This is a genomic window from Ralstonia sp. PBBBR1, from assembly GCF_002256165.1.
GTDB lineage: Bacteria > Pseudomonadota > Gammaproteobacteria > Burkholderiales > Burkholderiaceae > Ralstonia > Ralstonia thomasii.
The window spans coordinates 82,147-105,807 of sequence record NZ_NKIL01000014.1 but is presented as its reverse complement, the minus strand read 5'-3'; the positions used below and the strand labels follow the sequence as shown (position 1 = coordinate 105,807).

Genomic DNA, 23,661 nt, shown 5'->3' with positions numbered 1-23,661 from the left:
CGGCCGATGCACCGGCGTGGGCGCCGCGCTTAAACCGTGAAGTATTCGGGCCGCAGTCGGCGCGTGATTTCCAGCACCGGCAGTACGTGGTCCAGATGCTCGCGCATGGCGCGCACGGCCCGTTTCGGGTTGTTGGACGCGAGGGCGTCGATCACGGCGCGGTGCTCGGCCAGCACCTCGGTCATGCGGCCCTCCAGCGGGAGGGTCAGCAGCCGGTAGCGGTCGATCTGCGTTTTGACTTCCAGGATGATCTGCCAGACGCCGGGGTAGCCCGACAGCTCGGCCAGCGTGGCGTGAAAGGCTTCGTCGGTGCGGAAGAAGCCGCGCCGGTTGCTCTCGCGCACGCATTGCGCCTGCCGCTCCAGCACGACGTTCAGCTTTTGGATGCCTTCGGGCGTCATGCGCTCGGCAGCCTTCTCGATGATGGCGACTTCCAGCGCGCCGCGCACGAGCATGGCTTCTTCCAGCGTATTGAGCGGAATGCGCGAGACGAAGGTGCCGACGCGGGCCTGGACGTCGATCAGCCCTTCCTCGGCCAACCGCTGGACGGCCTCGTGAACGGGGGTGCGGCTGGTACCGAATTCTTCTGCGAGATCCTTCTCGACGATGCGCGTTCCGGGCAGTAGTTCCATCTCGACAATCCGCTCGCGCAGGCTCAGATACACGCGTCGAGAGGCGGTCATGGTGGCCGCGCCCTCAGGGGGCGAGGGGAAAGGGCGCGAAGTCATACAGCTCGCAACGAGTTCGGATGGGAGTGGATGGAATTGCAACGGCGCGGTCTGAGATTGTCGATGCGGCCGCAGACCAAGGGCGGTGCGGTCACGATGATAGCGGCAAACTCAGCGCGCCTGAATTGCGATTCAATCCAGTCTGGACAGCTCGCAATTCAACAACGCCCACCGGACGGGATCTTCGTACTTCACCACCGATATGTCGTCGCCGCTGGCAGTGCAAAGGTTTGCTAGCGGTTACACCATCGAGGCGTTCCAGAAAATCGACTCCCCTGGGCCGCGGAGAACAACGCCTGGAGGGGGCTCCCGCCGTTGCAATGCGGGGAGCGCAGCCGGAACGCGTCGGTGTGCTGGGCCTGCAGTTCGCCCCGGGTTTCAATATAGCGACTCAATTCCGACTCATGCGTAGTCAAAAAGCGCGTTTTGCGCTTCATTTCATTGACGATATCGGCGGCACAGCGTTTCATGGCAACAAAGCAGCTCTTGCATGGAGACGCACGTGCCACACGAAGACAACGCGGCGCCGATGTACCGCAGCGGAACCGCCGCCCGCATGGCCAAGATGCCTGTATCCACCCTGCGTGTGTGGGAGCAGCGCTATGGCGTGATTTCGCCGGCCAAATCGGAGTCCGGCCAACGGTTGTATTCCAGCGATGATGTCCGGCGCCTCGCGCTGCTGCGTGCACTTGTCAATCAGGGCCACGCCATTGGTGCGATTGCGCATGCGGACAGCACCGAACTCCAGCAGTTGCTGGAAGCTTCCGTGGCCGTGGAGGCGCCCGCGCCAGCGCCATCCACCGCGGCCATTTCGATGGCCGTCTGCGGCGCGCTGCTGGCCGAGCGCGTCCGGCGCAGAAAGAGCACGCTTGCGTCGCTGGGTATCGAGCCCGTCATCGAGTTGCCCGCGCTTGACGGCGAGGCACTCCTCGACCCACCGCCGCGCAGCGACGCGTTGGTCGTGGAAGCTGCCTCCCTGCATCCGGAAACGGCGGAAGCCGTGTTGGCTGCGGCACGCCGTTGCGGCGCCAGTGCCGTGGGCGTGATCTACAGCTTTGGCACGGTGCGTGCCACCGACATGCTGCGCGCGGCCGGCGTGCGGCTGTATCGAGAGCCCAACGCGCAGGGCGAACTCGACCAGGTTCTGCAGGAGTTGGCGCAGCTTGTGCGCGTCGATGCCGTGTACGGAAAGCTCGAGCCGTTGCGGCGCAATGCGCGCAGGTTCACGGACCGTCAGCTGGAGATCTTCGCCAACGCATCGCAGACGCTTGCCTGCGAATGCCCACGGCATCTTGTCGGGCTGATCCGTCAGCTCGATGCATTCGAGCGGTTCAGCGATGGCTGTGCGGTGCGGTCGTCGCTCGATGAACAACTTCACCGCTATCTCGGCGATGTCGCCAACCGCGCGCGGTTGATGCTCGAAGACGCGATGGAATTCGCCATTCGGGCCGAGACGCTGCATCCACCTGCGGGTTAGCTGCGTATAGGTGGGTATGCGTTCCACCCGCCTCGCGCGGCAGCTTGCCTGAGGCGGCATGGGCGGTGAAAGCACCGCCGACTTTTCGGAGGCAACTTCAATGAAACTGACTTTGGATCCGCCCGGGTTTGCCGGTGCGGTTGGCAGCGTGCCGCTTTCTGTCCGGATTCGGGAGCGGCTGATGAGCGCCGGCCACCGCTTTCACGCCAACGACAACATCGCCGCCTACCTGCGCGACGGCGAACTGGATCTGCTCCAGGCAGAGGTTGAGGAGCGCCTGCAGGCGGTGCTGCGCGCGCTCGTCATCGACGTGGAGCAAGACCACAACAGCCAGGAAACGGCGCGCCGCGTGGCCAAGATGTTCGTACGCGAGGTGTTTGCCGGGCGCTACGTCGAAGCCCCCGAAGTGACGGCGTTTCCGAACGCGGAGCGGCTCAACGAGCTGATGGTGGTCGGGCCGTTGCGGGTGCGCAGCGCCTGCTCGCACCACCTGTGTCCGGTGATGGGACGTGCGTGGGTCGGTGTCATGCCGCGCCAGGACTCGCAGCTCATCGGGCTGTCCAAGTACGCCCGGCTGATCGACTGGGTCATGAGCCGTCCGCAGATCCAGGAAGAAGCCATCAAGCAGATTGCCGATTTGCTGGAAGACCGGATGGAGCCCGACGGCCTGGCTGTCGTGCTGGAGGCGGAACACTACTGCATGCACTGGCGCGGCACGAAAGACGACGAGTCGCGCATGGTGAGCAGCGTGATGCGCGGCGTGTTTCTGACCGACGCTAGCCTGCGGCGCGAATTTCTTGCGCTGCTGCCCGGCCGCAACGGCGGATGAGCGCCCAGCCACCCCAAGAGGCATTGCCTTGAACATTCTTCAGTTTCCTGCAAAGCGTATCGCCGTGGTCGGCTCCGGTATCTCGGGGCTGGCGGCGGCGCATTTTCTTGCGAAGCGGCACGCCGTGACGCTGTTCGAGGCCGCCCCACGGCTTGGCGGACATACCAATACAGTCGACATCGAAGAGGGCGGACAGGTCTTCGGCGTCGATACCGGCTTTCTCGTGTTCAATTCGCGCACGTATCCGAATCTGATCGCGCTGTTTGACGAGCTTGGCGTGGCGCATTGCGAGAGCGACATGTCGTTCAGCGTATCGGTCGACGGCGGAGCGCTGGAGTGGGCCGGCACCAGCCTCGGCACGGTCTTTGCGCAGCCGCGCAATCTAGTGTCGGCGCGGTTCCTGTCCATGCTGCGCGACATCCTGCGCTTCAACCGCCAGGCGCACGCCAACCTGGCGGTGGCCAGAAACGAGCGCCACAGCCTCGGCGCGCTGCTGGCTGCCGGCCGCTATGGCGAGCCGTTCTGCGCGCACTATCTGCTGCCGATGGCGGCCGCAATCTGGTCGACGCCGAGCCGCGAGATCCTGGCATTTCCAGCCGAAACGTTTCTTCGATTCTGTCTAAACCACGGCTTGCTGCAGGTCTTCAACCGGCCGCGTTGGCGTACCGTCAAAGGCGGCGCGCGCAGCTATGTGCAGGCGATTGCCAGCCGGCTGGCCGATGTGCGTGTCGGCACGCCGGTGCGAGGCATCCGCCGGGCAGAGACCCATGTCGATGTGCGCATGGATTCGGGAAGCGAGCGATACGACGCTGTGGTGCTCGCCACACACGCTCCGCAGACGCTGCAGCTGCTCGACGATGCCACCGACGACGAGCGCGCCGTGCTGGGCGCTTTCCGGTACCAGCCCAACACCGCATTCCTGCATCGGGATACCCGCCTGTTGCCGCGCCGACGGCGCGTGTGGTCGGCGTGGAACTATCTGGATGCGCCCCAAGCCGGCGCCTCGGGGGGCGCACCGTGCGTCAGCTATCTGCTGAACCAGCTGCAACCGTTGCCGGTGTCGACGCCCGTGGTGGTCACACTCAATCCATCCGCGCCGCCCGCGCCCGAGCTTGAGTATCGGCGCTTCGAATACGAGCATCCGGTGTTCGACCAACCGGCCATCGACGCGCAGGCCCGCCTGCCGGCATTGCAGGGCCGCAGTCGAACCTGGTTTGCAGGCGCCTGGACCGGCTACGGATTCCACGAAGATGGGCTGAAGTCCGCCCTGCGCGTCGTGGCGGATTTCGGCTGCGCTCCAGCCTGGGCACAGGTGGCGCCATGAACGGCGACGCGCAGCTTCTTGTCGGCCAGGTCATGCACCGCCGCCTGCGGCCGGTGGCCAATCGCTTTGTCTATCCGGTGTTTGCCGTGCGCGTGAAGCTTTCCGCGCTGGGGCGCCTGACCGGGACGTGGTTTGGCGTCGACTGCCTCCGGCCGCTGTCTTTGCGCACGCGAGACTACGGCCCGCGAGACGGCACGGACCTGCTCACCTGGATACGTGGCGTGCTGAGCAGCGCGGGTTTGCCTGCCGATGGCGAGGTCTGGCTGCAGACGTTTCCGCGTATTGCCGGCTGGATGTTCAACCCCGTCTCTTTCTGGTATTGCCACGACGCGGCCGGCACGCTGCGCGCCGTATTGGCCGAGGTCAACAACACCTTTGGGCAGCACCATCAATACCTGCTGTGCGCGCAGGGCGGTGGGGCCATCGACGCGCACACCGTGCTGACGTGCCGCAAGCAGCTGCATGTATCGCCCTTCTGCAGGGTCGAGGGCGGCTATCGGTTCCGCTTTGCCGAGGGCGCTGCAACGGCGCTGGTGCGCATCGATTATCACGACCGAGACGGCGCCTTGCTGCATACCGCCATCGGCGGCCGGTTGCAACCTTTCGATGCCGTTCACCTGCGGCGCGCGCTGCTGCGCCAGCCCTTGCTTGCACTGCAGGTCATCGGCCGCATCCATTGGCAAGCCCTGCGCTTGTGGTTCAAGGGCGTGCCGTTCTTTGGCCGCGCCCCGCACGACAGATCTTCTCCGGAGAACTCCCGATGACAGTCTCGCGCTCCCTTGCCTGGGTGCCGCCCCATGTTCCTGCTGCCGGCCGGCTGTTTCTGGCGCTGGCCGGTCGGCTGCGGCACGGCTCCCTTCACCTTGTCACGCCTGATGGCGATGTGCAGATCGGCGATGCCGCTTCGCCGCTCGCGGCGGATCTGCGCATCACCGACTGGCGCGCCTGCGGGCGCATCCTGCGCAGCGGCGACGTGGGCTTTGCCGAGGCGTATCGCGACGGATGGATCGACTCCGGCAACCTCACCAACCTGCTGCGGCTGGCCATCGTCAACGCGGCCACGCTAGACCAGGCGATCTTCGGGAATGCGCTGGCGCGCTCCGTCCTGCGCCTGCGCCACCTGCTGCGCCGGAACAGCCGCCGCGGCAGCCGTCGCAATATCCATTTGCATTACGACCTGGGTAACGATTTTTATCGCCTCTGGCTGGACGAAGGCATGGCGTATTCGTCTGCCTGGTTCAACGGCAATCTGCGGCATGGGCTTGCTGAGGCGCAAGCCGCTAAGTTCCGGCGCGTGTGCGACCTGCTGAGGGTGGAGCCCGGCATGGACGTGCTGGAAATCGGCTGTGGATGGGGCGGCCTGATGGAGATGGCCTGTGCGCGCGGTGCGCATGTGCACGGCATCACGCTCTCGGAAGAACAGCGCCGCTACACGGCCGAGCGCCTGGCCGGCGAGCCCCGGGCCCGTGTTGAGCTGCGTGACTATCGGGATCTGGATGGGGCGTACGACGCCATCGCGTCCATCGAGATGTTCGAGGCAGTGGGCGAGGCTTACTGGCCAAGCTACTTCCGGACGCTGGTGCGCTGCCTGCGGCATGGGGGGCGCGCGCTGGTGCAGAGCATCACCATCGACGAAGCGCATTTCGAGCGCTATCGCGCCGGCACCGATTTCATCCAGCAGTTCATTTTCCCGGGCGGCATGTTGCCCAGCCGTGAGCGCTTCATCAAGCTGGCGGAGCAGCACGGCTTGCGTGTGGTGGACCGCCTCGACTTCGGCCGCGATTACGCAGAGACACTGCGCCGCTGGAGCCAGCGTTTCGAAGCCCGGCTCGATGCCGTGCGCGCACTCGGATTCGATGATCCCTTCATCCGCATCTGGCGCCTGTACTTCGCCTACTGCGAGGCCGGGTTTGACGAGGGCCGGATCGGTGTGTCGCAGTTTCTGCTGCAGCGGGGATGACCATGCCTGCGATTGGGGTCGCGCTCGTCTCGCTGGTATTCCTGGTGGCGGTGTTCAGTGCCGTGTGGGCGTGGCAGTTGCGCACCGAGAATGCCGGCATGGTCGATCCGGTCTGGGCATTCTCCCTGGGCGCGGTGGCATTGCTGTACGCCGGGTTGGGCACGGGTTCGTTGCCGGCACGCTTGCTGGTCGGTGCGGGTGGCGCGGTGTGGGGCGCGCGCCTGGGCTGGCATTTGTGGCAGCGCAATGCCGGCAAGCCGGAAGACGCGCGCTACCGCAAGTTGCGCCAGGAGTGGGGCGCAGCCGCACCCCGAAACATGTTCGGCTTCTTCCAGGTGCAGGCGGCGGTATCGATGTTTCTGTCGATCGCGTTTGCCGTGCCGAGCTACCGCCCCGATTCATCAGGCGCGGTTGCCATGGCGATTGCGATTGCGCTGTGGCTGATTGCCGTGGCCGGCGAGGCACTGGCGGACCGGCAACTGCGCAGCTTTGCGGCGGACCCGGCCAACCGCGGCAAGACCTGCCGGGCGGGGCTGTGGCGCTATTCGCGGCATCCCAATTATTTCTTTGAATGCGTGCACTGGCTGGCCTACGTGCCCCTGGCGCTCGGCACGCCGTGGGCATGGCTGACGCTGTTGCCGCCGGTGGCCATGGCGTGGCTGCTCATCAAGGTTTCGGGCGTTCCCATGCTTGAAGCCCACATGCGCGCAACGCGAGACGACTACGCCGAATACGCCCGTACAACGAGCGTGTTGATCCCATGGCCACCGCGCCACTGATATACAGATCCAAGGAGCCCACATGACTGCACTGTCCACGCCGACCCTACCGCCGCAGGCTGCGGCCGACGCCAGTGACGGCTGGCTCATCCAGTGCTGCGAGCGCGGATGGCTGCCGGATGGGCTCGTTCGTGCGGGCATGCGCGCCCTCATGCGCCAACGCCTGCGAGACGAGGGTCTGAACGACGGCGAACTGCGTTCGCGGCGCTTCAATGCGTTGCTGGACGAGCTGCATGGCAGCCCCATTGCCATTGAGACAGACGCGGCCAATACGCAGCACTACGAATTGCCGCCTGCGTTCTTCGAGGCGCATCTGGGGCCGCAGCTGAAATACTCCTGTGCCCTGTACCCGAACGGCAACGAAACGCTGGCCGAGGCCGAAGAGGCGATGTTTGCGTGCTACGCCGAGCGTGCCAGCCTGGCCGACGGTCAGTGCATTCTTGACCTGGGCTGCGGTTGGGGTTCGCTGTCGCTATGGATGGCCAAGCGCTATCCCAACGCACGCATCGTGGCGTTGTCGAATTCGCGGGGCCAGCGCAGCTGGATCGAGGCCCGTGCTGCCGAGCGCGGCCTGACGAACCTGACCGTGCACACGGGAAACATCGTCGATTTCGACTTTGCAGAGATGCCCAAGGGCGGTCTCTTCGACCGGGTCGTGTCGATCGAGATGTTCGAGCACATGAAGAACTACGGCCTGTTGCTGGGCAAGATCGCGCGGTGGATGCGACCGGATGCGGTACTGTTTGTGCACATCTTTGCGCATCGCACGCTGGCGTATCACTTCCAGGTGCAGGACGGCACCGACTGGATGTCGAAGTATTTCTTCACTGGCGGCACGATGCCATCGGAGGCGTTGCTGCTGGAGTTCCAGGACGACCTGCGCATGGCGCGGCACTGGTGGGTCAGCGGCATGCACTACGCGCGCACCGCCGACCATTGGCTAGCCAACCTCGACGCGGCCCGTGATCGTTTGATGCCGGTGTTCGTCCAGACCTATGGCAAGCCCCAGGCGGCCGTCTGGTTTCAGCGGTGGCGCATGTTCTACCTGGCGGTGTCGACGTTGTTCGGCTATGCAGACGGCAACGAATGGGGCGTGGCGCATTACCGATTCGTCAAGCGTTAGGGAGCGGAGCGGCAGTCAGGGCGGGATGCCGGTTCCGTCGCTGTGCTCGCCCATCCGGACCAGTAGCGGCATCCATATCGCCCAACCGATTGCCAGGGTGCCCAGCGTGGCAGCCATCGCCGAAATATGTGCCGCCCCAAGCGCTGCACCCGCACGAAACGAGAGCGGGCCGGCAACGGCCCCCAGCGCCAACGCCAGCCACCATCTGCCGCGCAGCCAACGAAAGAGGACATTCACTTGGATTGCAAAGAGCACCCACAGCGCCAGCAGCCAGGGCGGTGCGAATCCGGCCCACAACGTGCCGTGCGGATAGGCGATGAGCCCGGCGCGTATCAGGAGGGTTTCCCACGGCGCCGCCAGCACCACGACCCACACCACCAGCCGCAATTCCCGCTGCGGCTGGCGGGCTTGCTGCAAGTGAAGCGCGAGCAGTACGGCGACGAAGACGATGCCGATCCACGCGGCGTCGCGCGCGGCACTCAGCACGCAGACAAACCAGCCGGCCTGTCCGGCCACCGCATAGAGGAGAGCACGATGAGAACGCATCAAAGAGGCCTTCGTGGGGTCATCCTGTCAGGTTGGGCACGTTACCTGGCAGTGGTCGCGCTGGCGCTTGCCAGCGCTGCCTGCTCCAGCCCTCCGCCAAATCCGAACCCGCGGGCGGCCGTGCCGCTGCAGACGGTTCCGGTCGACCTGCCGCGCTACATGGGGCGCTGGTATGTCATCGCCAACATTCCGTACTTTGGAGAGCGAGGCAACGTCGGCAGCTATGCCGAATGGTCGCTGCGGCCCGATGGCCGTATCGACGATGCGTACGTCTATCGACCCGGCAGTTTCGACGCGCCATTCAAACGCATGCAGTTCGTCGATTCGGTGGTGGACGGCAGTGGCGGCGGCGAATGGCGCGTGCGGTTGTTCTGGCCCATCTACGTGTCGCAGCTGACGCTCTATGTCGACCCAGAATACCGCGTGACCCTGCTCGGCTATCCGGACAAAAGCCTCGGCTGGGTGTTTTCGCGCGAGCCCAACATGAGTGATGCGGACTATCGCGCGGCATTGGGCCGTTTCGAAGCGATGGGTTATGACATTTCGCGCTTCCGGCGTGTACCGCAGTTCCCAAGCCAAATCGGGCAACCGGGCTTCCAGTCGCCGGGAGATCCCAACTAGCTGCCTGCGCATCAACGTGACTTGCCCAGAAGGTGACGACGCAAGGACGGAGCGCGCGTGCCGGGTGCCAGCCAGATATCGAAAAAGGCACGCGCGAAGACGGGATCGCTCACCTCGGTCGTCAGTTGTCCATTTGCGTAGAAGCGTGCTCCGCGGCCGGGCAGGTACACGCCGCACAAAGTGTCGCCGGGTTTGACATCGGGGAAGGCGGGCGTCATTGCGCGCTGCCATTGCGCGAGGGTGTCGTCGGGCGGGACGGGGCTCTGGAGCCGCCGGATTTCGTCGATGGCGGTGTCGATGAGGCGGCTTCGCTCGATCGCTCGCCGGTACGTCACCTCCAGTGCAAAGGGCGCGTCATAGCTGGGCGGGAGTTCAGCGCTCCACAACTGCGCATCGTATAGACAGAACCCCAGCAGGCACAGCGCTCCCTTGCCTGACAGCTGCGGCGCGGGCACGGTGTCGCGGCAGTCCGCCCAGGCGCCGACGCTCATGATGGAGGACAGAACAAGGACCAGGGCTCGGGCGGCGTGAACGCGTTTGGCAGGCATATTGCGAGGGCGTGCGTGTGGTCAAGCGTTGAACAAACTGCTTGACAAGTCTACTGACAGAGCCTCTGACGCGGAAACGCTGATACGAAATTTTCTCGATGCAAATCGTGCTCACGGCTCACACCGGTCGATAGCAGGATTGATCTGGTGTAGACGAATTTGCCAACGCAAAGCCTGTTCATTGGCGGGAATGCGCCGGTAGTTCTGTTGCAATCCGTTGACGCGCTGCGTCGTGCAGCGTTTCATGTCGGCATGGGCGGCATTCAGGTTGGGAGGAATTGAATGGCAGATGCGTTGACATACACGTTTCAACTCGCGAAGCATGGGTTGCGTGCAGTGCGTGCAGTGCGTGCAGTGCGTGCAGTGCGTGCAGTGCGTGCGTGCCTGCAATGGCTGGTGCCGCTACTCGCGGGCGCGACGCTTCTGGCAGGCTGTGTGCCGACGAGCCCGCCCGAAGGCATCACTGCTGTTACGCCGTTTGATCTTCAACGGTATCAGGGGCGCTGGTACGAGCAGGCACGGCTCGATCACTCGTTCGAGCGAGGCTTGACCGACGTGTCGGCCACGTACCAGCTCCAACCCGACGGCAGTGTGCGTGTGGTCAATCGTGGCTTCGATCCTGCGAAGAGCGAGTGGCGCGAGGCGGTCGGCAAAGCGCTGTTCGTTGGCAGCCACGATACCGGCTCGTTGAAGGTGTCCTTCTTCGGTCCGTTCTACGGCGGCTATCACGTGGCGGCGCTCGATCCGGGCTATCGCTGGGCGCTGGTTGTCGGGCCGGACCGCAGCTACTGCTGGGTGTTGACGCGGGACAAGCAACTCGAACCCGCGCAGCGCGAGGCGATCCTCGCGCGTGCACGTGCGCTGGGCATTGATACAAACGCGCTCATCTCGGTATCCCATGGGCGGCAGGATCCGTCTCAGTAGCGGCGAGGGCGTATGCACACGACCGAAAGCGAGCACGCGGCGCAAAGCCGTGGCGCCATGTGCCACCGAACAATGACATGAACCAGAGCGCCAAGATTCTTCGGCTGGTGCTGGGCGATCAGCTCAACCCGCAGCATTCATGGTTTGCGGACGCGGACGCGCACGTGGTCTACGTGCTGATGGAGGTGCGGCAAGAAACCGATTACGTGCTGCACCACGCGCAAAAGATCCTCGCCATCTTTGCAGCCATGCGCGACTTTGCGCGCGGTCTTCGGGCGGCGGGTCACCGCGTGCGGTATGTGGCGATCGACGATGAAAGCAACCGCCAGTCCGTGACCGAGAATCTCGCGGCGCTCGCCAGGCACTACGGCGCCGAGCGGGTCGAATGGCAATCTCCGGACGAGTGGCGCCTGGATGAACAGTTGCGTCGTTGGGGCGAAGCGCAGTCGCTGTCGACGAGCGAAGTCGATACCGAACACTTCCTGACGGGCAGGCATGAGCTGGCTGCCATGTTTGAAGGCCGCAAGCAGTGGCTGATGGAGCGGTTTTATCGCGAGATGCGACGTCGTTTTGGCGTGCTGCTCGACGGCACGGGGGCGCCGGAAAGTGGGCAGTGGAATTTCGATCATGACAACCGCAAGCCTTGGCGCGGCTCGCCCCCCGAGCCTGCCGACGCGCGTCCTGTGCATGACCACCGGGCGTTGTGGGAAACCGTTGAGCGCAGCGGTGTGAAGTCGTTCGGCAACCCGCAGGCCGGGGCATTCCGGTGGCCCCTGAACCGCACCGAGGCGCTGGCCTGCCTGGACGCATTTGTCGAGCAGGTGCTGCCGCACTTTGGCGATTTTGAAGACGCCATGAGCAGCAGCCACCAGCGGTTGTTCCACTCGTTGCTGTCCTTTTCCCTCAACGTGAAGATGCTGAATCCGCGCGAGGTGATCGATCGCGCCGAGGCAGCGTATCGGCATGGCAGGGCGCCATTGCCTGCCGTGGAGGGGTTTATCCGCCAGATTCTGGGCTGGCGCGAATATGTACGCGGCATCTACTGGGCGCAGATGCCCGGATACGCTTCGTGCAACGTGCTGAACCACGATGCGCCGCTCCCATCCTGGTTCTGGAGCGGAAAGACGCAGATGCGCTGCCTGCAACTCGCCATCGGCCAATCGTTGCAAACGGCCCATGCCCATCACATTCAACGCCTCATGGTGATCGGCAACTTCGCCTTGCTGGCGGGAATCGCACCCGACGAGGTGCACCGCTGGTACCTCGGCGTGTACATCGACGCATTCGAATGGGTGGAGCTGCCGAATACGGTGGGCATGAGCCAATGGGCAGACGGCGGCCGCATTGCCACCAAGCCGTATGTCAGCAGTGCCGCTTATCTTTCCCGCATGAGCGATTACTGCAAGGGCTGCCACTACGACAGCAAGCAGCGTGTCGGTGAGCGCGCATGCCCATACAACGCGTTGTACTGGGATTTCTTTGCGCGCCACAGTGAAGTGTTCGGCCGTAACCCGCGGCTGTCGATGGTGTATCGACAACTCGCCAAGATGGAACCCGAAGAGCGCGACGCCCTGCGCAAGCGCGCCGAAGAAGTGCGCGCAAGGCTCGAGGCGTTATGACAGTGTTGAACCGCAATAAGGAGGTCGCCCCATCGTGCGCGTCTTGCTGACTGGAGGCACCGGATTGATCGGGCGGGCCCTGTGCCGCCACTGGCAAGCGCAGGGGCACGATCTGGTTGTCTGGAGCCGTACGCCTGAACGCGTGGCGCGGCTGTGTGCCGGTGCGCGCGGCGTTGCAACGCTGCGAGAGCTGGACGGTGCTGCGCCATTGGATGCGGTCATCAATCTGGCGGGCGCGCCGATTGCCGATCGCCCGTGGAGCGCGGCTCGACGAGAGCTTCTATGGCGCAGCCGCGTCGATCTGACCCGGGAACTCGTGGATTGGCTCGGCCATTGCGAGCAGCCGCCTCGCGTGCTGATTTCCGGATCAGCCACCGGCTGGTATGGCGATCGGGGGCAGGAGCCCCTGGATGAAGACAGCCGCGCTGGCAAGGACGACTTTGGCAGTCAACTCTGCGTCGCGTGGGAGGAGGAAGCGCGCCGTGCCGAGGCGCTCGGCATGCGTGTCGTGTTACTGCGCACCGCGCCCGTGTTTGCAAGCGACGGCGGCATGTTGCCCAGGCTGCGTCTGCCATTCAGCATGGGGCTTGGCGGTCGGCTCGGCAATGGGCGTCAATGGATGCCGTGGATTCATCTTGACGACGTGGTCGGTCTGATCGATTTCCTTTTGCACCACGCCGATTGCTGGGGCGCCTTCAATGCGTGCGCACCGGACCTCGTCAGAAACGCAGACTTTGCCAGCACGCTGGCGGCGACCCTGCGCAGGCCGATGTTCCTGTCGGTTCCTGCCTGGGTATTGCGAATGGCGCTGGGCGAAATGTCAGTGTTGCTGCTGGGCAGTCAGCGTCTGCAACCGCGGCGGGCCTTGGAGACCGGCTATCGCTTTCGCTTTCCGAACCTGGAGGACGCGCTGGCGGGTCTGCTGGTGCAGGATAAGCATCCCGTTACCCGGTAACCCGCAGATTGATATTGAGCGGCGGGAACTACACCCGCCGCGTGGCAGGGAGCGACCGGAGCTCGAAGGCCCCGGCCGTGCTCGTCAGCCTTGCCGCTGGCTGCGTGACGTGACCGCCACCGTGGTGGGGGATTCCGCAAGCGGCACAAAGCGGCGCGTCGATCCATCCAGCGCGTCGATGCTGCCTCTCTCGATGTCATACACCCAGCCATGCAGGTTCATGCGGCCTTGCTCGAGGGCGAGCGCAACCGACGGGTGCGTGCGCAGGTTGGCAAGCTGTGCGATCACGTTTTCACGAACGAGGCCGTCCAGCTTGGCTCGGGGCGAGTCGAACGTATGCGCTGCGTTGATGACCTTGGCGGCGTCTGAGTGGCGCAGCCAGTTGGCCACGGCCGGCAGGTGGTCAAGACAGGTGCAGCGCGAGATGGCGCCCATCGCACCGCAGTCGGAGTGGCCGCAGATCACGATGTCCTGCACGCCCAGCACCGCAACGGCATATTCGACTGTGGCCGAAACGCCGCCCGGCTCCGGGCCATACGACGGCACGATGTTGCCCGCGTTGCGGATGACAAACAGCTCACCGGGTTCGCGTTGTGTCAGCAGTTCTGGAACGACGCGGCTGTCCGAGCAGGTCACGAACAGCGCCTTGGGGTTCTGTGATGTCGCAAGTTGTTTGAAAAGCTCTACCCGTTGCGGATAGATGTCGCGCTGAAAGCGCAGGAAACCGTCAATGATGTCGCGCATGGCGTTTTTCCCGTTCAATGGTTGGATGCCGGCGCGGTCATCGGGACCAACGCACCGGCACAGCCGCTATTGTCGTCGATATCGAGCGGAAGAAAAACGGGTCCATACGGATTGCAGGGCCATGAAGGTGATACGCCGATGGAGGCGGCGAGGTCGATGTATGCGTGTTCTTCTTACCTGGTCGTGCGATACGCCGGCACGGGCCGTCTCGGTCAGGGCGGTCTACCGTGTGGCACCGCCACATGCCGATGGATCATGCAGTTGGCCGATCCATTCAGGACAGCGCATCCAACCCCCGAAAACGCGCGTATACGGTCGAACGTCTTGCCTTGACCTGAAACTGTATGCGCTTCCACTTGATCCATATCCCATCGAGCATGGGCGGCACTGACCGCCATCTGCGCGTTCGCCCGGCTTTGGTGCCGCATGGAGGATGCCGATGCGTGGCGTGACCCGTCGAGCATGGATGGCAACCGCGTTGGCGAGCCTGGCAGGGTGTTCGGCCCTGGATGTTCTCAACGCCGTGTCTACGTCCGACGCAAGTGTGCCGGCGCTTGGCCTGCCCTACGGCGCACATCCGCGGCAAAGGCTGGACGTCTACCGGCCGGTTCGCCCGATGGAAGGGCCGCCCCGGGCGGTTGTTTTCTTCTACGGCGGATCGTGGCGAGAGGGCGACCGCAAGGATTACGCGTTCGTTGGCGAAGCGTTGGCCGCGGCTGGGTCGATCGCAATGGTTGCTGACTACAGGCTGTATCCCGAGGTGCGCTATCCGGACTTCCTGCTTGACTGTGCCGCCGCCACGGCCTTCGCCCGACGGTGGCTGGATCGGCAGGGCTATGCCGACGCGCGCTTGTTCGTTGCCGGGCACAGCGCAGGCGCCTACAACGCCGCGATGCTGGCAACCGACAGCCGCTGGTTGGCGATGCAGGGTTTGCGCATTGAAACGCTGTCGGGCTGGATCGGCATGGCCGGTCCTTACAACTTCCTGCCGATTCAAGCGGCCGACGTGCGGCCCGTGTTCAACCATCCGAATGAAACAGCGGATAGCCAGCCGTTGTTCCACGTGCGCCAGGATTGGTTGCCCCCGGCGTTGCTGCTCACCGGCGAGCACGATGCATATGTGGATGTCCGGCGAAATACGCTTTCACTCGCCGAACGCCTGACCGAGTATCGGCACCCCGTGGAACTCAAGGTCTACCCGCGCCTGGACCATAAAACACTCGTGGCCGCACTGGCCTCGCCGCTGCAGTTTCTCGGGCCTGTGCTTTCAGATGTGGCGCGCTTTGTGGCCAACGCCTGAGCGTAATTTGGAGCTTCGCCTCGCCAGATCACGAAACGTTTTTCAACGACGTGGCGGGGCGATTTGAATTGGTAATGCGTTGGAAATTCGTGCTCGGCCAGCGCGGTGGGTCGTTCATTGCGGGACCCGGCGTCCTTATACTCAGGCGACGCGATCAAGCCGCGCTGCAAGCCGCTGAAGATCAATGAGCTACACCATCGTCTGGTTCAAGCGCGACCTGCGGGTGCACGACCACGCCCCGCTGGTCCACGCCGCGCGCCGGGGAAAAGTCTTGTGTTTGTACGTCATCGAGCCAAGCCTGTGGGCGCAGCCGGACGCCGCATCCCAGCACTATCTCTTTATCCAGGAATGCCTGCACGATCTTGCGCAGCAACTGCGTGCATGCGGCGCACGGTTGCAGGTCGCCGTGGGCGAAGTGACGGAGGTATTCGGGCGGCTGCATGCGGCCGCGGCCTTCAGTCACCTGGTGTCTCACGAGGAAACCGGCAACGGTCATACGTTCGCGCGCGACAAGGCCGTCGCACGCTGGTGCCTCGATCACGGCGTAACCTGGCGCGAGTGGCCCCAGCACGGCGTGGTGCGGCGCTTGCCGACGCGGGACCTCTGGCACGATCGCTGGGCGGAACATATGTACGCGCCCTGCGTGCCTGCGCCCGGGGTGGGCGCCCTTAGCGATGTCATGCTGCCATGGCCGGCGATGGACTGGCCTGGGTGCGAGGCCCTCGGCTTGGATACACATGCCCCACCTCGCCGCCAGCGCGGTGGACGCGCGCGCGGCAGCGAGGTGCTGCGCGATTTCCTGTTCGAGCGAAGCCGGAACTATCGGGGCGGCATCTCTTCGCCTTTGACGGCGCCGAGCGCCTGCTCACGTCTGTCTCCTTACCTGGCATACGGATGCCTCGGCATGCGCGAAGTGGTACAGGCCACCGAGCAACGCGTGCTCCAGCTCAGGGCCAGCACAGACGAGGATGCGGTGTGGCAGCGTAAGGGGCTGGCTGCGTTTGTCAGCCGCCTGCATTGGCATTGCCACTTCATCCAGAAGCTGGAATCCGAACCCGCCATCGAGTTCCGCAATCTGCACCGCGGCTACGACGGCCTGCGCGAAGACGCATGGAACGCAACCCACTTTGCCGCCCTGGTCGCCGGGCGCACCGGCTGGCCGATGGTGGACGCCTGTGTTGCCATGCTGAGAGAGACCGGATGGATCAACTTTCGCATGCGGGCCATGCTTGTCTCCGTGGCTTCCTACCCGCTATGGCTGCATTGGCGGCCGGTGGGCGTTTGGCTGGCCCGGCAGTTCATCGATTACGAGCCGGGAATTCACTGGAGCCAGATGCAGATGCAAGCCGGCACCACCGGCATTAACACCACGCGCGTCTACAACCCGATCAAGCAGGCGCAAGACCAGGACCCGCATGGCCGGTTTGTCAGGCGCTGGCTGCCGGCCCTGCGCCGCGTGCCCGATGCTTGGCTCTTGCAGCCTTGGCGCATGCCGCCCGATGTGCAGGCGCGCTGCGGTGTGCGGGTGGGCGAAGACATCCCCGTTCCGCTGGTCGACCTTGTGGCAGCAACGCGGCAGGCCAAGATGCGCGTCCATGCGTTGCGTGCGCGGCCGGAAGTTCACGTCGCCAACGAGGCCATCGTAAAGAGGCACGCTTCGCGCTTGCGCCGTGACCGTGTCAGCAACCCACGTGAGAATGCGTCCGCGCATTCGCAACTCAGTCTCGACTTTTGAATGCGCCGATGCACAAGAAGCTGAACCTGCCGGACAAGCGCTGCATGCACTGCGGCTTGTCATTCACCTGGCGCAAAAAATGGGCGCGGGACTGGGATGCGGTGAAGTACTGCTCGGAACGTTGTCGCAGACAAGGCAAGCAGGGCAGGGCACAGCATGGAGAGGCGCGTTGAGGACCGTGTTGTTCTGGTTCCGCAGCGATCTGCGACTGCACGACCAGCCGGCACTGCGTGCCGCGTGCGAGAGCGGGGCCACGCACCTCGTCCCGGTCTACTGCCATGCCGACTACGAAGCGCAAACGCCGTGGGGCTTCGCACGTGTGGGTGTTCACCGCCGGGCCGTACTTGCGGCGGCGCTCCGCAATCTGAGCCGCCAGTTGGTCGATCTTGGCAACCGGTTGGTCGAGTGCTACGGGCCGCCTGGGAAGGTTCTGCCCGCATTGGCGCATGCCGTGGGCGCCAGCGCTGTGTTTTGCGAAGACATCGCCGCGCCGTACGAGCAGGCAGACGTGGCCGAAGTGCGAAGCGCGGGTTTGCACGTGCAGACCGTCTGGCAGAGTAGCCTGATCGATCCGCTCGCGCTGCCGTGGCCGGTTCAATCGCTGCCGGCTGTTTTCACAACATTCAGGCAAGCGCTCGAACAAGCGCGGATTGCACCTTCGACGCCTCTGCCACCGCCAACCCACCTTCCGCCATGGCCCTCGGGCGTCATCATTCCACCCGGGCTGCTGCGCGCGCCGGCCCACGTTGCAAACGAAACGCTGTCGGCGGATTCGCGCACGTCGTTTCCGTACGGCACGCCGGAGTTTGATGGAGGGGAGACGGCGGGGCTTCGGCACCTGGCCAGATACCTGCAGCGCAAGTTGCCTCACACGTACAAGCGCACGCGCAACGCCTTGGCTGGTCTGGACTTCTCGAGCAAATGGTCGCCGTGGCTGGCCACCGGTGCGTTGTCGCCCCGACGTGTGATGGCAGAGCTGCAGCAGTTCGAACAGTCACACGGGCAGAGCGACGGGAGCTACTGGCTTTGGTTCGAGCTGCTGTGGCGAGACTATTTCCGCTTTCTGCATCTCAAGCATGGGTCTCGGCTGTACCGCGCGCGCGGTCTCGCTGATGTGCGGCAGCACGCCGAGCGCCGAGATGTGCAGGGCTTCGAGCGCTGGCGTCATGCATCGACCGGCGAGCCGCTAGTCGATGCCGCGATGCGCGAGCTGGAGACCACCGGCTACCTCAGCAACAGGCTCAGACAGGTGGTCGCCAGCTACCTCGTGCATGAGCTGCGAGGCGACTGGCGTGCCGGTGCCGCGTGGTTCGAATCCCAACTCGTCGACTACGACGTTTACAGCAATCAGGGCAATTGGCTGTATATCGCGGGGCGCGGCACAGACCCACGTGGTGGCAGGCGGTTCAACGTCCGCAAGCAGGCCTCCGAATACGACCCCGATGGGTCTTATCTCCATCTATGGGCGGCGCGATAGTGCGCGGCGTCCAACGCCCCGGAACGCAAGCGCCGGCCGGGAACGACGGGTCCGGACATGAGCTGGAGATCACCCAGGCAGCGCACGGGCTAAAGACTGCGCATGTCGCGTCGATTATTCACATCGACACCCCGAGTTAGCACGACATGACTGAAGCAGTACAACTGGAAAGTGGTCGGCCTTCGCGAACCGAGATTCTCACAGCCGCGCTGATCATCGCCATGATTGTTGCCGTGGCTGTAATCGTCTTCAGTAATGCGCGAGGCGCGTTGCCGGAGGTCAGGCCGTTTCTTCCCATGTTCCTGACGGTGGTCGTCCTCAGTGAAGGGCTGACCGGCTACTTGCTGTTTCAGCGCGCCCGCCTTGCCCAGACGCCTTTTTATGGGGCGCTCGCCGGGGCCTACTTTTTTGCGGCATTTCTGGCGGCTGCACAATTGCCCACGTTCCCGGGCATATTCAGTGCCGACGGTCTGCTCGGAGCCGGCCCTCAATCCGCGGTGTGGCTATGGACCTTCTGGCATTCCGGATATCCCCTGTTGCTGCTGCTCGCGGCGCTGAGCCGGTATTGCCATGAACGCGGACGCTCGAGCCCTCTGCTCACGCTGGCGTTGCGAACATTGCCGTGGGTGGGACCGATTTCAGCAGCGGCCGTGGTGCCGATTTGTATCTGGGGCACCGACTATTTACCGCCGCTCATCCAGGGCGGGACATACGTCAGCCTCGTTCGCATCCTGGGTGTTCCCGTGATCGGATCGAACATCATTGCGCTTGCGGGCTATCTGGCGCTGACCAGACTCCGGCGCTCGGTGGATGTCTGGGTCACTGTGGCGCTTGCTGTCGGCTTGGCCGACTCGTTGTTGACCCTGCATGGTGGCGCTCGTTATACGCTGGGATGGTACGCGGCACGGCTGCTCAGTGTGGTGTCCTCGGCGGTTGTACTGTCGATGCTGATTGCGGATTTCACACGGCTATATCGGGCGCTGATGGCTGCGAATCACAGGCTTGAGCGGCAGTCGTTGCTGGACGGTCTGACGCAGGTCGGCAATCGTCAAGCATTCGACAGATGCTGGGCGGCCGAATCGAAACGCGCGCGGCGTACGGGGCAACCGCTGTCGGTGCTCATGATCGACATCGACCATTTCAAGCAGATCAACGACACATACGGGCATGGCAGGGGCGACGCATGTCTTGTCGAGGTTGCCAACATCCTCTCGCGCGTTGCGGGAAAGCGCCCGACCGACTTGGTGGCGCGCTATGGCGGCGAAGAGTTTGTCGTTTTGTTGGCAGACACTGAGCGTTCACGCGCCAAGGTCATCGCCGAGCAGGTGCGTCGCGCGGTCGAACAGGCCGCCCTGCCTGCGCCCTCCGTTCGCGGTGTCGTGACCGTCAGCATTGGCGTGGCTGCCTACGCCCCGTCCGCAGATCACGCGCCGGTCGCAGACGCGACATCTGAAGCACTGATGCAAGCCGATATGGCCCTCTACGACGCAAAACGCGCGGGCAGGAATGCGGTGATGGTGCGCTAGCGCGGTCTCGCGGCAGGGCCACCCATTCGGGACTTTCCCCACAACATGCTTGGCGCGCCCTGACGCGAATCGGTCCTGCGTGGAATGCGATGCATAACCGACGTCTCGGCTCGCGGCATCAGCGATTGCACGGCGCGTGATCCGTAAAAATAAAGTCTGTCGGGAAGAGGCGTTCTAACTCATTGATTTATAGAGAATCGTGGTGCCTAAAAAGAGGGCGGCAAGTCTGTCGAGCCTCTTCAGTTTGGCTCCGCAGCCCGCGCGAAATTTGCAAAAGTCTGTCGAGGCCAGGCGGGACAAGCCTTTATCAGCCCGCATAGGCCCCTCGTCGCAGTCGGCGAGCGGCCTTCATCTCATCCACCTTCTGGCCACACACTCCTCGGGAAGCAGCCACCTCTTTTTTGGCTTCGTATGTCATAATTGACATTAGTATCAGATATGACTAAATTACGCATGCTAGCGATGGAACCGGGGTCGAGAACGCCGGCTGCTATGGAGTTGAGCGCGTTCAATAGCGCATGGGTTTTAGCTGCCGCGTCAACGTGCGCCGTATCTGCGAGCCTTGTTCGAGGTGCATATGGATCATTTCGAGAGCTTGCGGCTCTTTCGTACGATCGTTGAGGTCAGAAACTTCAGACGGGCGGGGCAGATGCTTGGGGTATCGCCGGCCGTCGTTTCAAGAGCGATCACTTCCCTGGAAGAGCGGCTTGGGGCGCGCCTGTTCCACCGCTCGACAAAGCAGTTCTCGCTGACGGACGCAGCGCACAGGTTTTATGACGGATGCTGCCGTGTGCTCGACGATCTGGACTGCCTTGAATCTGATGCCCGCAGCCAAGGCCATCTCCCTGTGGGCGTACTGCGGCTGGTCGCCCATACGTCGGCAACGTCTGCGTGGCTGGCCCCACTGGTCTCGTCCTTCAAGCGGATGCATCCAAACCTCATGGTGGATGTGACGTTGGCGGAGGGCGTGGTCGACCTTGCGACCGAGGGCTATGACATCGGCTTGGTATTGCCCTTCATGCTGGCAACCGATTTGGCCGTGACTCGCATGCTGCAGCGCTTGCCTTTGGCAATCGTCGCTGGACCCAACTACTTGGAATCGCATGTGCGCCCGTCTCACCCGGTCGATCTGTCTGATCACGTCTTCGTCACCGTACCGCCTTCCGTGCATAAGCCCATCGTGACGTTCCGCGCGGACGGCGCGCCGCTCGTGGTTCCACTACGGTACGAAATCACCTCGAACAACGCGGCATTCAACCGTGAAGTCGTACTCGCCGGACTCGGCATGGGGCTGTTGCCATTGGCGCTGGTTGAAGACGATCTGCGAGAAGGGCGCCTCGTCCGATTGCTTGGCGATCATGAAATCCTGGATACCGCAGCGGAGGTGCGCCTCGCTTACATGAGCCGAACGATGGTTCCCGCCAGAGTCAGGGCATTTATTGACCACGCTGTCGCGTACTTTGAGGAGAAATGAGTTGCGGGTTCCGTCTTCTCGGGTGAGCGCCGCTTCCCATTGCGAACGGTGCAACGTCCATCCCCAGGGTAGCGCGCGTCTATCGAGAACACTGGTGTCCGCTCTGATACGCCGCCAGGCCTGGCTGTGGGGCCTTGTCGCGCTTGCAATCGGTGTCCTCATGTGGGCACTGCGGCCGGTGTTGACCCCGTTCCTGCTGGGCGCGCTGATCGCCTACATGTTGCAGCCGGGGGTGGAGTGGCTGGCGCGTCGGGGATTGCCCCGCTGGATCGCCGCGTTGGCGATGATCCTGTGCTTTGCCGCGATGGCGGCGCTGCTCGTCACGCTGATGTTCGCCGTCGTCCAGACCGAAGGTCCGCAACTCCAGGCGAAAATTCCTGCGCTGCTCGCCACGCTGAATGCCTGGTTGCAGCCGAAGCTGGCCGTTTTCGGGCTTGGCGTTGACCTGGATCTGCCACATTTGCGCGATCTGCTGGCCGGACCGCGCTATGGTGGTGAAGGCAACTCCGCCATTGCCATCTGGCAATACCTGCGCACAAGCGGCAACGCGATGTTGACCGTCGTGGGCAACGTGGTGCTGGTTCCGCTGGTGCTGTTCTATCTGCTTTACGACCGCCACCAGATGTTTCGGCGTATGGAAAGCCTTGTCCCCCGTCGGTGGCTTGCCAAGACGCAGGCGTTCGTCATCGACATTGATCGGATGCTGTCGCAATACCTGCGCGGGCAGCTTTTGGTGATGGTCGTGTTGGCCGCGTTTTACCCCATCGCATTGACGCTGGCCGGCTTCGAGATTGCCTTGCCGCTGGGGTTGTTTACGGGCTTGGCGGTGTTCATTCCCTATGTCGGATTTGCCGCTGGCCTTGCGCTTGCCGTGTTGGCCGCCGTGCTTCAGTTTGGCGATCTTTACGGCATCGGCGCCGTTGCTGTGGTGTATGGCCTGGGCCAGATCCTAGAAAACGTCTTCCTCACGCCGCGATTGATTGGCGAGCGCATTGGCTTGCACCCGTTGGCCGTGATCTTTGCGTTGCTGGCGTTCGGTCACCTGTTCGGATTCTTTGGCGTGCTGCTGGCTTTGCCTGCCAGCGCCGTTCTTGCAGCCGCGCTACGGGAATTGCGCCACCGCTATCTGGCGAGCGAGCTCTATCACGCCTGATCGATGCGCGCCCTCGCCAGACAGCGCGAGGGCTCACATGGCGGCTGCCGCGTTACCGTCCCTGACTTCCGGTAGCGGCAGTTGCGCGATTCTTTCCGCTTCAGCACGCTTGACGCCCAGTGCCTGGAGTACGAAGACGGCCGCACGTTCGGCCAAATGCTCGACGCGAACCGCAGCCGTCTGACGGCTGCGCCCGGGAACCGCCGGTGCCGCCGTAAAGTGCAGCTCGGCCGCAACACCGGCGAGCACTGTCCCAATCACAGAAAGCACGCTGGTCAGCGGATCGGCCACCACAAAGCGCTTGACGGCAAGCCCGCGCTTGCTGTCGCGTAGCAGGCGCAAGCCCAGGCCGCGCGTCAGGGCGCGTGTAGACACGCCTTCGCGCATCAGCAGCCGGCCCCAGGCCGGTTCGCGCTGCGCCCGCAGCAACGTGTGACGGACCGCGATAGCGATGACCTCGGCCGGATCGGTCAGGCCATGCGCAATGGCATCCAGCTTGTCAGCAAAGTCCTCAAACGCCCAGTCGATCACGGCGGCAAAGAGCCCTTCCTTCGATTCGAAGTGGTTGTAGAACGAGCCGAAGCCCACATCGGCGGCTTCGGTGATCTCGTTGATGGCGACGCGCTCAATGTTCCGCTCAGACAGCAGCAACAGCGCCGCGTGAAGCAGACGTGCCCGTGTTTCCTGTTTGCGCCGGGTGCCGCGCCGCTCGCGGCAGCCTTCTGCCACGCGATTCGTGAGGTTCCGCATAGGGGTCTGGAATGGTGTTCTCCTCGAGGATGATAGTGTCTTGCGTCATAGTTGACAATAATATCAGTG

Annotated in this window: 23 protein-coding genes; 18 read left to right on the top strand and 5 right to left on the bottom strand. The window is 63.8% G+C overall.

Annotation, left to right across the window (positions count from 1 at the left end; all coding sequences use genetic code 11):
* Positions 1–29: 29 nt before the first annotated feature.
* Entirely contained in the window at positions 30–683 is a 654-nt protein-coding gene (locus tag CFE42_RS21565; protein ID WP_004634981.1) for a GntR family transcriptional regulator, read from the bottom strand.
* Positions 684–1,230: 547 nt separating this feature from the next.
* Here CFE42_RS21565 and CFE42_RS21560 point away from each other — a divergent pair.
* The 7 genes from CFE42_RS21560 to CFE42_RS21530 all read left to right on the top strand — a co-directional run bounded on the left by CFE42_RS21560 (position 1,231) and on the right by CFE42_RS21530 (position 8,220).
* Complete coding sequence (locus CFE42_RS21560) at positions 1,231–2,205, top strand: MerR family transcriptional regulator (protein WP_235202077.1); 975 nt, start codon at positions 1,231–1,233, stop codon at positions 2,203–2,205.
* Positions 2,206–2,305: 100 nt separating this feature from the next.
* Positions 2,306–3,034: a GTP cyclohydrolase I gene (gene folE, locus CFE42_RS21555; protein WP_004634975.1), complete on the top strand. Its 729-nt coding sequence runs from the start codon at positions 2,306–2,308 to the stop codon at positions 3,032–3,034.
* Positions 3,035–3,062: 28 nt separating this feature from the next.
* Entirely contained in the window at positions 3,063–4,358 is a 1,296-nt protein-coding gene (locus tag CFE42_RS21550; protein ID WP_004634973.1) for an FAD-dependent oxidoreductase, read from the top strand.
* A complete protein-coding gene (locus tag CFE42_RS21545) occupies positions 4,355–5,122 on the top strand; it encodes a DUF1365 domain-containing protein (protein ID WP_004634971.1) in 768 nt (255 codons plus the stop codon). The genes CFE42_RS21550 and CFE42_RS21545 overlap by 4 nt, the downstream gene beginning before the upstream one ends.
* Positions 5,119–6,318 carry a cyclopropane-fatty-acyl-phospholipid synthase family protein gene (locus CFE42_RS21540; protein WP_004634969.1) on the top strand — a complete coding sequence of 400 codons (1,200 nt, stop codon included), beginning with the start codon at positions 5,119–5,121 and terminating at the stop codon, positions 6,316–6,318. Before CFE42_RS21545 ends, CFE42_RS21540 begins: the two co-directional genes overlap by 4 nt.
* Before the next feature lie 2 nt (positions 6,319–6,320).
* Positions 6,321–7,097, top strand: coding sequence for a DUF1295 domain-containing protein (locus CFE42_RS21535; RefSeq protein WP_004634967.1), 777 nt, complete (start codon positions 6,321–6,323; stop codon positions 7,095–7,097).
* A gap of 22 nt (positions 7,098–7,119) precedes the next feature.
* On the top strand, positions 7,120–8,220 hold the full coding sequence (locus CFE42_RS21530; protein WP_004634965.1) for a cyclopropane-fatty-acyl-phospholipid synthase family protein: 1,101 nt from the start codon (positions 7,120–7,122) through the stop codon (positions 8,218–8,220).
* 15 nt (positions 8,221–8,235) lie between these two features.
* Here the strand turns inward: CFE42_RS21530 and CFE42_RS21525 are convergent, their stop codons facing one another.
* A complete protein-coding gene (locus CFE42_RS21525; protein WP_004634963.1) occupies positions 8,236–8,766 on the bottom strand; it encodes a DUF2878 domain-containing protein in 531 nt (176 codons plus the stop codon).
* On the opposite strand from CFE42_RS21525, the gene CFE42_RS21520 reads away from it, so the two are divergent.
* Positions 8,755–9,387: a lipocalin family protein gene (locus tag CFE42_RS21520; RefSeq protein ID WP_024974142.1), complete on the top strand. Its 633-nt coding sequence runs from the start codon at positions 8,755–8,757 to the stop codon at positions 9,385–9,387. The genes CFE42_RS21525 and CFE42_RS21520 overlap by 12 nt on opposite strands.
* Before the next feature lie 11 nt (positions 9,388–9,398).
* Here the strand turns inward: CFE42_RS21520 and CFE42_RS21515 are convergent, their stop codons facing one another.
* On the bottom strand, positions 9,399–9,878 hold the full coding sequence (locus tag CFE42_RS21515) for a chalcone isomerase family protein (protein WP_004634960.1): 480 nt from the start codon (positions 9,876–9,878) through the stop codon (positions 9,399–9,401).
* Positions 9,879–10,217: 339 nt separating this feature from the next.
* On the opposite strand from CFE42_RS21515, the gene CFE42_RS21510 reads away from it, so the two are divergent.
* From CFE42_RS21510 to CFE42_RS21500, 3 genes are all read left to right on the top strand, one after another.
* Positions 10,218–10,859, top strand: coding sequence for a lipocalin family protein (locus CFE42_RS21510; RefSeq protein ID WP_004634957.1), 642 nt, complete (start codon positions 10,218–10,220; stop codon positions 10,857–10,859).
* A 77-nt stretch (positions 10,860–10,936) separates the two neighbouring features.
* Positions 10,937–12,478: a cryptochrome/photolyase family protein gene (locus tag CFE42_RS21505; RefSeq protein WP_004634955.1), complete on the top strand. Its 1,542-nt coding sequence runs from the start codon at positions 10,937–10,939 to the stop codon at positions 12,476–12,478.
* A gap of 34 nt (positions 12,479–12,512) precedes the next feature.
* Positions 12,513–13,433: a TIGR01777 family oxidoreductase gene (locus tag CFE42_RS21500; RefSeq protein ID WP_004634953.1), complete on the top strand. Its 921-nt coding sequence runs from the start codon at positions 12,513–12,515 to the stop codon at positions 13,431–13,433.
* 84 nt (positions 13,434–13,517) lie between these two features.
* Here the strand turns inward: CFE42_RS21500 and CFE42_RS21495 are convergent, their stop codons facing one another.
* Positions 13,518–14,177: a carbonic anhydrase gene (locus tag CFE42_RS21495; RefSeq protein ID WP_004634952.1), complete on the bottom strand. Its 660-nt coding sequence runs from the start codon at positions 14,175–14,177 to the stop codon at positions 13,518–13,520.
* 439 nt (positions 14,178–14,616) lie between these two features.
* Between CFE42_RS21495 and CFE42_RS21490 the strand changes: the two genes are divergently transcribed.
* From CFE42_RS21490 to CFE42_RS21460, 7 genes are all read left to right on the top strand, one after another.
* Positions 14,617–15,477, top strand: coding sequence for an alpha/beta hydrolase (locus tag CFE42_RS21490; RefSeq protein ID WP_004634949.1), 861 nt, complete (start codon positions 14,617–14,619; stop codon positions 15,475–15,477).
* Positions 15,478–15,661: 184 nt separating this feature from the next.
* The gene (locus CFE42_RS21485; RefSeq protein WP_004634948.1) at positions 15,662–17,212 is read left to right on the top strand and encodes an FAD-binding domain-containing protein; all 1,551 of its coding nucleotides are present in this window, start codon (positions 15,662–15,664) and stop codon (positions 17,210–17,212) included.
* 8 nt (positions 17,213–17,220) lie between these two features.
* On the top strand, positions 17,221–17,385 hold the full coding sequence (locus CFE42_RS21480; protein WP_170816401.1) for a DUF2256 domain-containing protein: 165 nt from the start codon (positions 17,221–17,223) through the stop codon (positions 17,383–17,385).
* A complete protein-coding gene (locus CFE42_RS21475) occupies positions 17,382–18,689 on the top strand; it encodes a DASH family cryptochrome (RefSeq protein ID WP_004634946.1) in 1,308 nt (435 codons plus the stop codon). The genes CFE42_RS21480 and CFE42_RS21475 overlap by 4 nt, the downstream gene beginning before the upstream one ends.
* A gap of 146 nt (positions 18,690–18,835) precedes the next feature.
* Complete coding sequence (locus CFE42_RS21470; RefSeq protein WP_004634945.1) at positions 18,836–20,215, top strand: sensor domain-containing diguanylate cyclase; 1,380 nt, start codon at positions 18,836–18,838, stop codon at positions 20,213–20,215.
* A 577-nt stretch (positions 20,216–20,792) separates the two neighbouring features.
* Entirely contained in the window at positions 20,793–21,689 is an 897-nt protein-coding gene (locus CFE42_RS21465) for a LysR family transcriptional regulator (RefSeq protein ID WP_004634943.1), read from the top strand.
* 94 nt (positions 21,690–21,783) lie between these two features.
* The gene (locus tag CFE42_RS21460; protein ID WP_080633402.1) at positions 21,784–22,842 is read left to right on the top strand and encodes an AI-2E family transporter; all 1,059 of its coding nucleotides are present in this window, start codon (positions 21,784–21,786) and stop codon (positions 22,840–22,842) included.
* Between the two features lie 33 nt (positions 22,843–22,875).
* On the opposite strand, the gene CFE42_RS21455 is transcribed toward CFE42_RS21460, so the two are convergent.
* Entirely contained in the window at positions 22,876–23,592 is a 717-nt protein-coding gene (locus CFE42_RS21455) for a TetR/AcrR family transcriptional regulator (RefSeq protein ID WP_004634939.1), read from the bottom strand.
* Positions 23,593–23,661: the final 69 nt, after the last annotated feature.